This window comes from Sneathiella sp., assembly GCF_036844445.1.
Lineage (GTDB): Bacteria > Pseudomonadota > Alphaproteobacteria > Sneathiellales > Sneathiellaceae > Sneathiella.
Genome location: NZ_DAIUFV010000002.1, coordinates 637,144 through 652,411 on the forward strand (window position 1 = coordinate 637,144; position 15,268 = coordinate 652,411).

Here is a 15,268-nt window from a genome sequence, read left to right on the forward strand (position 1 = left end):
GCATTTCTTTATCAAAGCGGTTGTTGAGGCCTTTCAGATGACGTAAGGTTTGCCGACAATCCCGTCTCGATCTGAATAGCCTCATGCCCCCACTCAACATTTTGCCGAGCAAGACATCCAATCTGCGGGCCTATCTGCTACTCGTCCTGACGATGGCGTGCTGGGGCATGAATGCGGTCCTTGGCCGCGTCGCGGTGGGCGAGGTCTCACCAATGACGCTGGTCTTCCTCCGCTGGGCGGTCGCCGTTCTGATCCTGCTCTTTTTCACCTGGCGGCATCTCATCCGCGACTGGCCGGTAATCCGCAGGCATCTGCTTTATTTCCTGATCATGGGTGGCCTCGGCTATTCGGCCTTCAATCTTCTGTTCTATGTTGCTGCCCATTCGACGTCGGCAATCAATATCGGCATCATCCAGGGCGGCATTCCGGTATTTGTTCTCATCGGCGCCTTCGTCATGTTTCGAACGCGGGTAACGCCGCTGCAGATGGTCGGCGTCGTCATTACCATCATCGGCGTCGCGATCGTTGCGGGCGGCGGATCGTTTGAGCGGCTCGCCAGCCTCGAGATCAACAAGGGCGATGCGCTGCTGCTGCTCGCCGCGGCTTTTTACGCAGGATATACGGTCGGGCTGCGCTTTCGTCCCGAGCTCTCGCCGATCACTTTCTTCATGGTGGTCTCCATCGCGGCCATGCTGACCTCGGCGCCCTTTGCACTGCTCGAGATCGCTATGGGTGACTTCCTTGCGCCGACGCTGACGGGCTGGACCGTTATTCTGCTCGCGGCGCTGCTCGCCTCGATCCTGTCGCAGATCACCTATATCATCGGTGTCAGCATCATCGGGCCGGGCCGGGCGGGCGTCTTCGTCAATCTGGTGCCGATCTTTGCCGCGATTTTCGCGGTCACCTATCTCGGCGAGCCCTTTGAGATGTTCCACGCCATTGCGCTTGTCTGCGTCCTCACCGGCATCTGGATTTCCGAGCGCGGCAAACCGCCGGCTTGAGCCTAGAAGTCGCTGACGATCCCCTTGCGCTCCCAATCACCGTAGCGTGTGGGTTCAAGCCCGCTCGGACCGCCGATTTCCTTCAGCTTTGCTTTTTTGTCCGCTGCGGCTTTTTCGGCCTCCTCTTTCGGGCTTAATTGCTCGGGTTTCTTGTCGGTCATCTGAACAGTTCCTTAAAAGGGGAGATAAGAGACGCCGCCAGTATTTCCGATATCCCTATGGACCGCAAGGCGATTATCCGCTAGAAGCCGAACATGCAGGCAAGCCCCCCCAATTCACGCGCCGCGGCCGTTCATCTCCTCACCCGGGTGTTGCAGAAACATCAGGCGCTTGAAGATGTGCTCGATAGCGCGCTGCGCGGGCTGGAGGGGCGCGACCGGGCGCTGGCGCGCGCCATCGTCTCCACGACGCTCCGCCAGCTCGGCGTGATCGATGCGCTGATCGACAAGATGCTGGAACGGCCCCTGCCCGAAAAAATCACCGATATCCGCAATATCCTGCGGATCGGCCTCGCGCAGCTTCTGTTTCTCGAAATTCCGCCCCACGCCGCGGTCCACGACACCGTCGCGCTCGTCCCGCCGCGGAGCAAATACAAGGGGCTGGTGAATGCCCTCCTCCGCCGTGCCGACCGGCAGGGGAAGAAGCTTCTGGCCGCGCTCGACAGCGAGATGCTCAACACGCCGGCTTGGCTCTGGCAGGCCTGGACGGAAGCTTTTGGCGCGGAGACCACACGGCAGATCGCGGCGGCACACCAGAGCGAAGCGGCGCTCGATATCTCGGTTCATGGTGAGCCGGACAAATGGGCTGTGCAACTCGACGCCCGACTTCTGCCGACCGGAACGCTTCGCCGCAAAAGCAGCGGCAATATCACGGAGCTGCCGGGTTTCGCAGACGGCGCGTGGTGGGTGCAGGACGCCGCAGCCGCGCTGCCGGCAAAGCTGCTCGGTGACGTCAAGGGTAAACGCGTCCTCGATATGTGCGCGGCGCCCGGCGGCAAGACGGCGCAGCTCGCAAGCAGGGGCGCGCAGGTTATCGCAATCGACCGCTCGAAAGCGCGGCTGAAACGCCTTTCCGAGAATATGGCGCGGCTGAAGCTCGATGTGGAGACAGTGACCGCCGAGGCGGAAACATACAGCCCGCCCGATGCGCCGGACGCCATCCTTCTTGACGCTCCCTGCTCCAGCACCGGCACGCTGCGTCGCCACCCCGATGTCGCCTATCTCAAATCGCCGGCGGATGTCGAGAAGCTCTCCGCGCTGCAGGCGCGGCTTCTCGATCATGCGACGATGATATTGAAACCCGGCGGCCTGCTGGTCTATAGCGTCTGCTCCCTGCAGCCCGAAGAGGGGGAAGCGCAGGTCGCCGCCTTTCTCCGCCGTCATACGAATTTCGCGCGCCTTGCCGTGACGCCCGCCGATATCGGCGGCGCCGCAGAGCTTATCAATGCGGACGGCGACCTCCGCTGCCTGCCCTGTCATATGGATGGAATGGACGGCTTTTTTGCCGCGCGTCTTCGCAAATTATCTTAAGGGTTGCTTGAGCCCCTCCGGCTGGCATGTTAAAGAAATGCGGGACCCACGCGTTCTCTCCATTATTGTTGCGATTTAGGAAATTTCATGCAGAAGCCGGTCAGAATATCCCCCTCTATCCTTGCCGCCGATTTTGCGAAGCTGGGCGAGGAGGTCAGCGAGGTGACCCGCGCCGGCGCCGATTTCATCCATATCGACGTGATGGACGGGCACTTCGTGCCGAATATCAGCTTTGGCCCGGCCGTCATGAAATCCGTGCGCGGCTATTCCGACCGGCCCTTCGACGTTCACCTGATGATCGCGCCCGTCGATCCCTATATCGCTGAGTTCGTCGAGGCGGGGGCCGATATCATTACCGTGCATCAGGAGGCGGGCCCGCATCTGCATCGCACGCTGCAACTTATCAAATCCTTTGGCGTAAAGGCGGGAGTTTCGCTGAACCCGTCAACACCCGCCTCGACCCTCGAGCATGTGATGGACGAGGTCGATCTCATTCTGGTGATGAGCGTCAATCCGGGCTTTGGCGGGCAGAAATTTATCCCCTCGCAGCTCGAAAAAATACGCCGGCTTCGCGAGATGATCGACGCGTCCGGCCGCGATATCGACCTTGAGGTGGACGGCGGCATCAACGCCGAGACGGCGCCGCTCGTCATCGAGGCGGGGGCGGATATGCTGGTCGCGGGAAGCGCCGTCTTTAACGGCGGCGCGGATCGCTATGCCGCCAACATCAGCGCGATACTGGGGCGGAAATGAATAAAGCCGCGATAGCCCCTGCAAAAGACGGCTTCCCATCGCGGCGACTGCTCTCCGATCTCCTCTATGCGAGCCGGCCCTATCAGGCGCTTTTGAAAAGCCGCGTGCCGAAGCGGCTCAACCTCGCGCCCGGCGACGTGTTTCCCGGCAATGCCGAGCGCGCCGATCATATCTTTCAGGGTCACTTCGATTTCGCCGGCGTCCCGCATGAGCAGGACGACCAGAATCCGTGGCGAATTGAAGGCATGCCGCTTGCGTGGTATCGCGAGTTGCATGAGTTTTCCTGGTTGCGCCATTTCGTCGCCAACGGCTCGGACGCCGCGAAGAACCACTGCCGCGCCCTGATCCTTGCCTGGATTGAGGAATTTGACGGCTACCACCCCTATTTCTGGGATGAAGACGTTCTGGCCCGTCGCGTCATCGCCTGGCTTTGCCACAGCCGTTTCGTGCTGGAGCAGGAGGAAACGGAGCGTTTCAACTTCCCGTTCCTGAGGTCGCTTCGCCGCCAGTATATCCACCTCATCCGGCTCGCGCGCGGCAAGGCGAAAGCCCCGGATCGCATCGCCACCTGGCAGGCGCTTCTCTATGGCGCGCTCGCTTTTCCCGATATGACGAAGGGCGTCGCGAGATATCTCGGCCAGTTGGAGGCGGAACTCAACCGTATCGTGCTCGCCGACGGTTGCCATATCAACGGCAACCCGGAGCGGCACCTGACACTGCTCGGCGATCTTCTCGGCATCCGCAACACGCTGATGGCGGCGAACGAGATGGTGCCTGTCGCCATCAATAACACCATCGACCGGCTGGCACCCGCGATCCGCTTCTTTCAGCATGGCGACGGGCAGCTCGCGCTGTTCAACGGCGGTCAGACGTTGCCCGAGGGATATTGCGACCATATCCTCAGCCTGTCGGACGCGACCGGGCGCGCACCGCAACGCTTTCCGCAGGGCGGGTTCGAGCGGCTGAAGGCGGGACGGGCACTGCTGATACTGGAAAGCGGCGAAGGCGCGCGGCATCACGGCGCGCATCGGCATGCGGGGCTGCTGAGTTTTGAGTTCAGCTACGGGCGGGAGCGGCTGATCGTCAATTGCGGCAGCGTCCGTGACCCCGACTCGGCTTGGGCGCGGGCTCTCAGCGCCACCGCCGCCCATTCGACGCTCGGCTTCGATAATATCAACGCTGTCTTCCCAGATGACGGCGCGGGCACGCGCGTCGTGCGCAACGAGGATGACGGCAATATCTGGCTCGATCTGGAAAGCCACGGCTATCGCGACAGCGTCGGCATCCTGCACCGGCGGCGGATCTATCTCGATGCGAGCGGGCTCGCCCTTCGCGGGGAGGATCAGATTATTCCCGAGCGAATGCCTGAACCGGTGCGCTCGCATTTCTCCTTGCGCTTTCACCTGCACCCGGATCTCAGCATTTCAAAAAGCGCGAGCGGGCGGAACATCCTGATCCGCACGGCGAGCGGCACGGGCTGGAAGTTCCTGACCAGCGCACCGCGCCTTGCGCTTGAGGAAAGCGTTTACTGCAGCGTGCCCGGAGAGCGGCGCCATAACCAGCAGATCGTCATCAGCGGTCAGTTGATCGATCAGGAGCCGATCCTGATCAAATGGGCGCTGAGCCGCCTGTCCGATTAACGACGCCCAGCGGCTCTAGAGCTGCCAGCGCCGGATACGCGGTGAAAATTCGGTGTTCCGCCAGATGCCCTTGACGTCGGCAAGCAGCCCCTCCCCGCCCATGATCTCCTCGATCGCCGCCGGCGACAGGTCACGATAGACGGAATGGGCGACCGCGCCGACAATGGCGTCATAGCCGCTGAGATCGGAGAGATTTTCGATCAGGTCGATATCGAGGAACTGCTGCGCCTCCTCCTTGTCGGCGAGCGGGTCATGCACATCCACCTGATGGCCAAGCTCGCGCAGGACACGGATGATATCGACCACCTTGGTGTTGCGTAGATCGGGGACATTCTCCTTGAACGTCACGCCGAGGACGAGGATCCGGCTGTTTCCCTTGATGTTGGAATGGACGCTCTCGGCAATGAAGCGCCCCATATTCTCGTTGATCCGCCGCCCCGTCAGGATGAGATCGGCGAAATGCCCGACTTCGTTGGCGCGATGGGCGAGATAGAAGGGATCAACGCCGATGCAATGGCCTCCGACGAGCCCCGGCGTGAAGTTGAGGAAGTTCCATTTCGTGCCCGCCGTCTCGAGAACGTCATAAGCGGAAATGCCAAGCTTCTGGAAAATCATTGTCGCCTCATTGACGAAGGCGATGTTGATGTCGCGCTGCGCATTCTCGATGACCTTCGCGGCCTCGGCCGTCTTGATGTTGCGGGCGCGGAAGGTGCCGCCCGTGGTCGCAGCGCCATACATGTCAGCGAGGATATCCGTCACCTCCTCCGTCTGGCCGGAGACGACCTTGATGATCTTGTCGACCGTATGCACCTTGTCGCCGGGATTGATGCGCTCCGGCGAGTAGCCGAGATAAAAATCCTGCCCCGCCGTCATGCCGGACGTCGCCTCGAGGATCGGGCCGCAGACGTCTTCGGTGACACCGGGATAAACCGTGCTTTCGACAACGACGATCGCGCCTTTTTTGAGGGCCGGGCCGATCATCTCGCAGGCGCCTTTCAGCGGGCCGAGGTCGGGCTTGTGATCTTCATCGACCGGGGTCGGCACCGTGACGATGTGAATATCCGCGTGGCTCGTCTCTTCGACATCCGTGGTGAACCGCACGCTGCTCGCCCGCAGGGTCGGCGCGTCGATCTCCATGGTGCGGTCATGCCCCTGACGCAGCTCTTTCACCCGGTTCTCGTTCACGTCGAGGCCGATCACATCGAAACTTCTCGCGAGCGCGACCGCCAGCGGCAGGCCAACATAACCGAGGCCGACGATGGAGATCTTTGTCTTGCTGCTGATCTTGTCACCGCCTTTAAGCGCTGCAGGAGCCGTGTTCACCATAAGATAAAATGTCCTGTAAAAATAATGCCTGTTGTTTGGTAGCGTCGGGATATTAGTTTGTCCAAGTTTTTTTTTCGTTAAAAGGTTCCCCGAACCGGCCCTGCATGTTATAGGGCCACTACTCCCATAAATCACCTGTTCAGAGGATGGTCCGCCCATGTCCCGCACAGATTTGCAATCCGTCTCCCGCGCTCTCATTTCCGTTTCCGACAAGGCCGGCCTCGTCGATTTCGGCAAGGCGCTCGCCGCGCTCGGTATCGAGATTCTCTCCACCGGCGGCAGCGCAAAGATGCTCGCCGAGGCGGGCGTCAAGGTGACCGAGGTCGCCGACTACACCGGCTTTCCCGAGATGATGGATGGGCGGGTGAAGACTCTGCATCCGAAAGTGCATGGCGGCCTGCTGGCGCTTCGCGACAATCCGGATCATGCGAAGGCGATGGCCGATCACGGCATCGGCGGCATCGATCTTGTGGTAGTCAATCTCTATCCCTTCGAGGAGACGGTGGCGAAGGGCGCCGATTTCCACAGCTGCATCGAGAATATCGATATCGGCGGCCCGGCGATGATCCGCTCCGCCGCCAAGAACTACGGCTTCGTCGCCGTGATTACGGACACCAGCGATTACGAGCGCGTGCTGACGGAGCTGAAAGAGACGGGCGGCAAGACCTCGATCGAGCTTCGCAAAAGCCTCGCCGCCAAGGCCTATGCCCGCACCGGCGCCTATGATGCGGCGATTTCCAGCTGGTACGCCGCACAGCTCGGGCAGGATTACCCCGACCGGCTGGTGCTCGCCGGCACGCGCCAGCAGATCCTGCGCTATGGCGAGAACCCGCACCAGACGGCGGCTTTCTACGCCAATGACGAGAAGCGCATCGGCGTCGCGACGGCAACGCAAATCCAGGGCAAGGAACTCTCCTACAACAATTTCAACGACACCGACGCCGCGTTCGAGCTGGTCGCCGAGTTCGACCCCAAAGTGGCCGGCCCGGCCTGCGCCATCATCAAGCACGCTAACCCGTGCGGTGTCGCGACGGCGCCGACGCTTGCAGAGGCCTACCGGCGCGCCTTTGCCTGCGACACCACCTCGGCCTTCGGCGGGATCATCGCCCTCAACCAGAAGCTCGATGCCGAGACGGCGGAGGAGATCGTAAAAATCTTCACCGAGGTCATCATCGCCCCCGATGCCGATGAGGCGGCGCGGGCGATCATTGCCGCGAAGAAGAACCTGCGCCTGCTGCTGACCGGCGGGCTGCCCGATCCGCGCGCGCCCGGCCGGCTCGTGAAGTCGCTGGCGAGCGGCTATCTCATCCAGGATCGCGACAATGCGCTGACGGCCACGCCGGAGTTGCAAGTGGTGACGAAGCGCGCGCCGAGCGAGCAGGAGATGAAGGATCTCCGCTTCGCCTTCACCGTCGCCAAGCATGTGAAATCGAACGCTATCGTCTATGTCCGGGACGGCGCCACGGTCGGCGTCGGCGCGGGCCAGATGAGCCGCGTCGATTCGTCGAAGATTGCCGCCGCGAAGTCGCTCGAAGCCGCGCAGAATGCGGGCGAGAGTGTCGCCTGGGCGAAAGGCTCCGTGGTTGCCTCCGACGCCTTCTTCCCCTTTGCCGACGGCCTCCTTGCCGCCGCCGAGGCCGGGGCGACGGCGGTTATCCAGCCGGGCGGCTCGATGCGCGATAATGAAGTGATTGCCGCCGCCGATGAGGCCGGGCTTGCCATGGTCTTCACCGGCATGCGACACTTCCGCCATTGATCTTTCAAGGGGGGAGGACTGCCGATGATCGTCACAACCACCGGATCCGTTGATGGTCGCCAGATCGCATCCTATCTCGGCATCGTCGGCGGGGAGGCGGTCATGGGCTCCAACTTCGTGCGCGACTTCTTCGCGAGTGTCCGCGATACGCTGGGCGGGCGGTCGGGCTCCTATCAGAAGGAGCTCCGTAAGGCCCGCGCCCTCGCCATCGCGGATATGAAGGAGGAGGCCGAGGACATGGGCGCCGATGCGGTGATCGGCATCGCCCTCGATGTCGAGGTGATCGGCGACAGCATGCTGATGGTCACGGTATCGGGCACCGCCGTCAAGTTCGCCTGATAGCTCAGGCCCCGCGCGCGGGCTCGCGCACCAGCGTCATCAGCGCCGCCCCGACGACCAGAAGAACGAAGATCACGATCATCGCCGGGCGCTGCTGCCCGGTGAGGCTGGTGACGATGCCGATCATAAGTGGCGCGACGAAGGCCGTTGCCTTGCCCGACAGCGCAAACAGGCCGAAGAATTCGCCCGCCTTCTCGGGCGGCGACATGCGCGCGATCAGCGTCCGGCTTGCGGCCTGCGCCGGGCCGAAGAAAAGCCCCATGATAAAGGCGAACAGCATGAACACCTGCTCGGCCGGGCTTGCGAAAAGCGCGCCGCCCTCCACCGGCATCGCGGCGGGCAGGCCGAACAATACCGTGCCATTGCTGATGGAGAGGACGCCGATGGAAGCAAGGGCGAGGCCGAGAACGGAGATGACGATCGTCGGTTTCGAGCCGAGCCGGTCATCGAGATAGCCGCCGGCGAAAGAGCCGCCGATGGCGAAGAAATTGATCAGGATGCCGAAGATGCCAAGCTCGGTCGTGCCCCAGCTGAAAAGCCCCGCCGCATAGATCCCGGAAAAGCCGATCAGCGCGAGGATGCCGTCGCTGTAGAACATCCGCGCAATCAGGAACCAGACGATGTTGCGATAGTCGCCGATCGTGCGAAGCGTGGTGAGAAGCGTCGAAATGCCCTGGCGGACCGCCTCGCCTTTCGCAAGTCCGCGTGATTTTCGGTCCGGCGTGAACAGCATCATCGGCAGGATGAAGATCAGCAGCCAGATTGCGGCCATCGGGCCCGTGATGCGGTCCGGCTCATGCATCGCTTTGCTGAGACCGAACAGCGGCTCCTCGGGCAGGGAAAAGCCGAACAGGACGATAAAAAGCGCAATCAGCCCGCCGATATAGCCAAGCCCCCAGCCGAAACCGCTGAGCCGCCCCATGCGCGCGTGCGGCACAAGGCTTGGCAGCATGGCGTTATTGAAGACGATCGCAAACTCGACGCCGACCGTACCGACGACAATGCCGGCAAGGATCCAGATCAGGCCGCGCTCCTGCCCGGGCACCGCCCACCAGAGCGAAAATGCCCCAACCGCGCAGAGCAGGCTGAAGGCAAAAACCCATGGCTTTCGCGCCCCGCCGGCGTCGGCGATGGAGCCGAGGAAGGGGCTGAGGCAGGCGATCAGCACGCCCGCCACGGCCTGCGTGTAGCCCCAATAGGCCTGCCCCTCCGCAGGGCTTGCGGCCACAAAGGAGGTAAAGTAGGGCGCAAAGATAAAGGTGGTGACGACGGTGAAATACGGCTGGTTCGCCCAGTCGAACAGCGCCCATGAGAATTTTCCGAGCCTGCCCGCTTCCTGCGGCGTCTCATCCGTCCCAGATGTCATATTGATCCCCCTCAGCGCCTCGTTCGCCGCCCTCACGCTACGTTAAAGAAAGGCGAGAGACAATCGGCTCGTTAAATTATCTCAAACGAGGCCATGCAGCCGGGCAAACGGATCGAGGCGTGCGTCCTCCTGCCAGTGATACTCGGCGGCGGCCGCGATCTTGCGGGCGACCTCAGTCCCATGCAGGCGCGCAATTACGGCGAGCGACATATCCATCCCCGCCGAAACCCCGGACGAGGTGAAAATATTCCCATCCTCGACCCAGCGCGCTTCAGGCACCCAGTCGACCGAGGGGCCGATCTTTCGCACCCAGTCGAAGGCCATTTTGTTGCTGGTCGCCCGCCGGCCATCGAGCAGGCCTGCGCGCGCAAGGAGCGCGCTGCCGGTGCAGACACTCATCAGGATCTCGCTCCTCCCTCCGGCCCGCACGAGCCAGTCGCCGAGCCGCGCATTCTCGATCTCGCGGCGCGTCCCCATCCCACCCGGAACGAGCAGGAGATCATAGCCCGCAGCCTCAAATCCCGCCTCCGCAAGGACGGAGGGGCCGCCGTTGCTTCGCACGAGGCCGGGCTCCTCGGCGAGGATCACGTTCTCGAACTGATCCTTCAACATCCCGAACATTTCGAGCGGCCCAAAGAGATCGAGCAATTCGAAACCAGGAAAGACGAGAGCGCCGAGCTTCTTCACAAGACGTCCCCTCTCACGTACCGAAGGAGCGGAATTGCTGATTGGCGAAGGCGAGTTTCGGGATATCCAGCGAGCCGGCCGCATTCAGGTCCTGCATGAGATCAGTGAGCCGCTTTATTGTCCGGCTGTGATTTTCGGCCCAGAAATCGAACGCCGCCCGCCCGCTATGCTCCCCCGCCGCCGCGAAAACGGCGCTCGTGATCGCGCGTTGCTGGCCATAAAGATCCTCAATAATGGCCGTCACCGCGAGCCGGTCCCAGTCGCTGTCGGGCTCGATCGCCTCGGCCGCGGTCCGCAGCCAGTCGAGATGGAGCGCGGCACCGATGATGAAATAAACCTCGCCGACCTCCGTAATGGACCGGCCGGAGGTTTTGCCCGCCTGCACGACGTCGAGGGCAGCGCGAAGCGGGCCGAGCGCCGCAACGTGCCGCGCAAGATCCTGCGGCACCCTCTCGCTGACAAGCTGTTCAGTACGGCTTTGCAGACGCGTTCTCCCCTCTTCGCTGAGCAGCCCTTCCAGCCCCTGTTCAAATTTGCTGATATCGCCCGAAAGCAGCCTGATTTCCCCGGTGATGTCGCCGAAATGGCTGAGATGGCGCAGGCACCAGAGCGTTGCCCGTCGCGCCAGCCGCTGCGTAAAATCAAGCATGCGGCACTGCACGCGGGTATCCACTTTGTTATCCAGCGCCTCGATCCCGGCCCAGATCTGCTCGAGATCGAAAACAGCCGTCACCAGCGCAAAGGCGCGCGCGACATCTTCAGGGCCACAGCCCGCTTCCGCACTCATACGCATCACAAAGGTCGGGCCAGCGCGGTTGACGAGCTGATTGACGATGATCGTCGTCACAATCTCGCGCCGCAGTCTGTGCGAGGCAATGAAGGAGGCATATGTTTTGCGAAGCTGTGGCGGAAAATAATCGGTCAGCCAGAGGTTATAGTAGGGATCATCGGGCAGCCGGGTTTCGAGAATATCGGCATAGAGCGTCATCTTGGCGTAGGCCATCAGTACCGCCATCTCGGGCCGGGTAAAACCGATCCCAGCGGCGCGGCGGCGGGCGATCTCCTCATCATCGGGGAGATTTTCAACTGCCCGGTCAAGCCGCCCCTGCTTTTCGAGCCCGCACATAAAGCGGACATTCTCGGCGAAGTTATCAACGCCCTGCCACTCCGCCATGCTGAGCGCCTGCGTTTGCAGATAGTTGTCGATCAGCACATGTGCGGCGACGTCATCGGTCATTTCCTCAAGCAGCCGGTCGCGCTGCTTTTCCGTCATCTCCCCGTCACTCAGAACGGCGCGGAGCAGGATCTTGATATTCACCTCATGGTCCGAGCAGTCGACGCCTGCCGAATTGTCGATGGCGTCGGTATTCAGCCGCCCGCCCTTCAGCGCATACTCAATGCGGCCGAGCTGCGTGACGCCAAGATTGCCGCCCTCGCCGATCATCCGCGCACGCACGTCCTTGCCGTTGATGCGAATGGCATCATTGGCGCGATCGCCAACATCCGAATTGCTTTGATGCGAGGCCTTGATATAGGTGCCGATGCCGCCGAACCAGAGAAGATCGACGCGGCTTCGCAAAATTGCGCTGATCAGCTCACTCGGCGTGATGTGATCGCCCTCAACATCAAGAAGTGCGCGAATCTCAGGCGTCAGTGCGACCGATTTCGCCTTGCGATCAAAGACGCCGCCGCCCTTGGAGAGGAGCTTTTGATCAAAATCCTCCCAGGATGAGCGGGGCAGCGCAAAAAGCCGCTGGCGCTCCTTGAACGTTTTCGCCGCGTCCGGTGCGGGGTCGATGAAGATATTGCGATGGTCAAAGGCCGCAACGAGACGGATCTTTTCTGACAGCAGCATGCCGTTGCCGAACACATCTCCCGACATATCGCCGATGCCGGCGACGGTAAATTCTTCGGTCTGGGTGTTGATCCCAAGTTCGCGAAAGTGCCGTTTCACCGATTCCCACGCGCCGCGGGCGGTAATGCCCATCTTCTTGTGGTCATAGCCGCTCGCCCCGCCCGAGGCGAAGGCATCGCCAAGCCAGAAGCCGTAAGATATTGCAACTTCGTTGGCGATGTCGGAGAAGGTGGCGGTGCCCTTGTCGGCAGCGACCACGAGATAGGGATCATCGCTGTCGTGGCGCACCACCTTCTCGGGCGGCACCACGTCGCTGCCGACATAATTGTCAGTGATGTCGAGCAGGCCGGAGATGAAAACCCGGTAACAGCTCACGCCCTCAGCGAGATAGGCGTCGCGATTGGCCGGGCTCGGCAGATTCTTTGGGAAAAAGCCGCCCTTCGAGCCGACCGGCACGATCACGGTGTTTTTCACCATCTGCGCCTTCATCAGGCCGAGAACTTCGGTGCGGTAATCCTCCCGCCGATCGGACCAGCGAAGCCCTCCGCGTGCGACCTTGCCGCCCCGCAAATGCACCCCTTCCACCCGCGGGCTGTAGACGAAAATCTCGACGAACGGGCGGGGCAGCGGCAACTCGTCAATTTTGCGGCTGTCGAATTTGAAGGAATAATAGGGCCTGCCCTTCTCATCGCGCCGATGCTGAAAGAAATTGGTCCTGAGCGTGTTGAGAATGAGATTGAGGAAGCGGCGCAGGATGCGGTCTTCATCGAGGCTGGTCACCGCATCAAGCAGCGGCCATATCCCCTCAACGATGACGGCCGCCGCTTCGTCGCGATCCTGCCCGGATGCCGGATCGAAGCGGATGTGGAAAAGCTCGATGATACGGCGAACGATTTCGGCGTTGCTGCCGAGAACATTCATCATATAGGACTGGCTGTAGGTAATGCCGGCCTGGCGCAGGAACCGCGCATAGGCGCGCAGGATGGTGATATTCTCCCAGTCGAGACCGGCGCGGAGGACCAGACGGTTAAAGCCGTCATTTTCCATGTCGCCCGTCCAGACGCGGCGGAAGGTTTCTTCAAACTTCGTCTTCAACGCATGCAGATCAAGCGCAAATCCGCCGGGTTCGATCAGCTCGAAATCATGCAGCCAGACATTGGTCCCGAGTTTTTCGTGCGTCACGAGATAGGGATTTTCGGCGAGCACCTTGAGGCCCATATTTTCAAGCATCGGGAGGCAGTCGGAGAGCGGGATCGACAGTTCGGGGCTGTAGATCTTGAAGCGGACCATGCTGTCCGGATCTTCCACCCAGCGATAGAGATTGAGACCGAGTTCGCCGCTTTCGCGCGCCGCCTCGATCTTCTCGATATCGTAAAGCGCAAGGTCGGCGTTGAAACGCTCCCGGTAGGCGGCGGGAAACGCCTTGCCGTAGCGGGCGCGGAGGCGAAGGCCCTTCTCCTCGCCCCAGCGTTCAAGAAGCGCATCGTCGAGATCATCGGACCAGCTTCGCGAGGCGGCAATCAGCCGCCGTTCCAGCTCGGCCTCGTCGACGACGGGCTTGTGCTTCGATTTCAGGGCAATAATGTAATGAATCCGCGCGAGCAGATCATCGCCAACCAGCGCGTAATGCGAGGACAGGCTACCGTTATGCGCGTCGGCCAGCACCGTGCCGAACTTCTGACGGATATCGGTATTGAACTTCTCCCGCGGGATATAGACGATGGCGGAAACGAATCGCTCAAACCGGTCACGGCGGAGAAGCGCCCCGATGCGCGGGCGTTCCTGCAACGACAGAATCTTGCTGGCATTGACAAGGAGATCATCGACCGAGATCTGGAACAGCTCATCGCGCGGATAATTCTCCAGGATATGGGTGAATGCCTTCTCATCGTGGCTGTTCTTTGGAAAGCCCGCCCGCTCCAGCGTCTGGCTGACCTTGCGGCGGAGATAGGGAATGTCGCGCGGAATGCGGTTGTAGGCGGCCGAGGTAAACAGGCCGGTAAAGCGGCACTCCCCGATCACCTCTCCTTTTTTGTTGAATTTCTTGACGCCGATATAGTCAAGATGAACGGCGCGGTGAACGGTCGAGCGGACATTCGCTTTCGTCACGATGACAAGCTCGCGCCGGCGCAGGAAGTCCTTGACCTCGGGCGACATTTCCATGTTGCCCGTCATAATCCGGCGCGACGGGTCGCGGAGAATGCCGAGCCCCGCCTCTTCCACCAGGTTCCAGCGGTCGCCTTTTCCGGCGCCGTCCGCGACATGCTCGAACTCGCGATAGCCGAGAAAGGTAAAATGATTGTCCGACATCCACTGCAGCAGCGCGAGCGCCTCCTCAATCTCGTCGCGATCGAGCGGCGGCGGATTCTTTCTCAGATCATTCTGGATCGCCTCGACGCGCGCGAGGATAGGCTTCCAGTCGGCCACGGCAATCCGCACATCGGCCAGCACGCTGTTGAGATTCTTTTCGATATCGCGAAGCACGGCAGGGTCCGACTGCTCGTCAATCTCCACATGCATGACGCTCTCGCGAATCGCCGACGATTTTCCGCTTGGCTCCTTCTCCAGAATCCGGGTCCGGTTGCCATCCTTGTCCCGCTCGACATACATAACCGGGTGAATGACCTGATGCACGGTGAGGCCGCGCGTGTTCAGCGCCGCCGTCACACTGTCGACCAGAAACGGCATGTCGTCATTGACAATTTCGATGACGGAATGCGTCGTCTTCCAGCCATGCTCTTCAAGGTCAGGGGTAAAGACGCGGAGCTTCGTCGTTCCTGGAATGCGCGTTGCGGCGAATTTATAGAGTGACAGGGCGGCGCCGTAGAGATTTTCCGGCAGGACGCTCAGCACATCTTCGGGCGCCGGCCGTTCATAGAACTGGCGGACAAAGCGGGACGCGTTCTTTACTTCACTATCAAGCCTGCTTTCAACTATCGAGAGAACATTGTCGATCTGCTCGGATTTCAGATCCTGCGCTTTCACGGTCATCTTCCGCCTCCCACCTTTCAGACTG

General features: G+C 61.4%; 11 protein-coding genes. 6 read left to right on the forward strand and 5 right to left on the reverse strand.

Annotated features, from left to right (window positions below; all coding sequences use genetic code 11):
• The first annotated feature begins 83 nt into the window (after positions 1-83).
• Positions 84-1,001 (forward strand): DMT family transporter, encoded by a 918-nt coding sequence (locus V7Z56_RS06505; RefSeq protein ID WP_334128558.1) that lies wholly within the window; start codon positions 84-86, stop codon positions 999-1,001.
• A gap of 2 nt (positions 1,002-1,003) precedes the next feature.
• Here the strand turns inward: V7Z56_RS06505 and V7Z56_RS06510 are convergent, their stop codons facing one another.
• A complete protein-coding gene (locus V7Z56_RS06510; RefSeq protein WP_334128559.1) occupies positions 1,004-1,162 on the reverse strand; it encodes a DUF1674 domain-containing protein in 159 nt (52 codons plus the stop codon).
• Positions 1,163-1,255: 93 nt separating this feature from the next.
• On the opposite strand from V7Z56_RS06510, the gene rsmB reads away from it, so the two are divergent.
• The 3 genes from rsmB to V7Z56_RS06525 all read left to right on the forward strand — a co-directional run bounded on the left by rsmB (position 1,256) and on the right by V7Z56_RS06525 (position 4,923).
• Positions 1,256-2,530: a 16S rRNA (cytosine(967)-C(5))-methyltransferase RsmB gene (gene rsmB / locus V7Z56_RS06515; protein ID WP_334128560.1), complete on the forward strand. Its 1,275-nt coding sequence runs from the start codon at positions 1,256-1,258 to the stop codon at positions 2,528-2,530.
• Between the two features lie 87 nt (positions 2,531-2,617).
• The gene (gene rpe / locus V7Z56_RS06520; protein ID WP_334128561.1) at positions 2,618-3,283 is read left to right on the forward strand and encodes a ribulose-phosphate 3-epimerase; all 666 of its coding nucleotides are present in this window, start codon (positions 2,618-2,620) and stop codon (positions 3,281-3,283) included.
• Positions 3,280-4,923, forward strand: coding sequence for a heparinase II/III family protein (locus V7Z56_RS06525; RefSeq protein WP_334128562.1), 1,644 nt, complete (start codon positions 3,280-3,282; stop codon positions 4,921-4,923). Before rpe ends, V7Z56_RS06525 begins: the two co-directional genes overlap by 4 nt.
• Before the next feature lie 15 nt (positions 4,924-4,938).
• Here V7Z56_RS06525 and V7Z56_RS06530 read toward each other — a convergent pair whose 3' ends face one another.
• Positions 4,939-6,249, reverse strand: a complete 1,311-nt coding sequence (locus V7Z56_RS06530) for a nucleotide sugar dehydrogenase (protein ID WP_334128563.1) — start codon at positions 6,247-6,249, stop codon at positions 4,939-4,941.
• A 157-nt stretch (positions 6,250-6,406) separates the two neighbouring features.
• Between V7Z56_RS06530 and purH the strand changes: the two genes are divergently transcribed.
• Together purH and V7Z56_RS06540 are read left to right on the forward strand one after the other, a co-directional pair.
• Positions 6,407-8,005, forward strand: a complete 1,599-nt coding sequence (purH, locus tag V7Z56_RS06535) for a bifunctional phosphoribosylaminoimidazolecarboxamide formyltransferase/IMP cyclohydrolase (protein ID WP_334128564.1) — start codon at positions 6,407-6,409, stop codon at positions 8,003-8,005.
• A 24-nt stretch (positions 8,006-8,029) separates the two neighbouring features.
• The gene (locus V7Z56_RS06540) at positions 8,030-8,344 is read left to right on the forward strand and encodes a YbjQ family protein (protein ID WP_334128565.1); all 315 of its coding nucleotides are present in this window, start codon (positions 8,030-8,032) and stop codon (positions 8,342-8,344) included.
• Between the two features lie 4 nt (positions 8,345-8,348).
• Here V7Z56_RS06540 and V7Z56_RS06545 read toward each other — a convergent pair whose 3' ends face one another.
• The 3 genes from V7Z56_RS06545 to V7Z56_RS06555 form a co-directional block, all read right to left on the reverse strand.
• Positions 8,349-9,710 carry an MFS transporter gene (locus tag V7Z56_RS06545; protein WP_334128566.1) on the reverse strand — a complete coding sequence of 454 codons (1,362 nt, stop codon included), beginning with the start codon at positions 9,708-9,710 and terminating at the stop codon, positions 8,349-8,351.
• 81 nt (positions 9,711-9,791) lie between these two features.
• Positions 9,792-10,397, reverse strand: coding sequence for a DJ-1/PfpI family protein (locus tag V7Z56_RS06550; protein WP_334128567.1), 606 nt, complete (start codon positions 10,395-10,397; stop codon positions 9,792-9,794).
• A gap of 13 nt (positions 10,398-10,410) precedes the next feature.
• The gene (locus V7Z56_RS06555; RefSeq protein WP_334128568.1) at positions 10,411-15,243 is read right to left on the reverse strand and encodes an NAD-glutamate dehydrogenase; all 4,833 of its coding nucleotides are present in this window, start codon (positions 15,241-15,243) and stop codon (positions 10,411-10,413) included.
• Positions 15,244-15,268 lie beyond the last annotated feature (25 nt).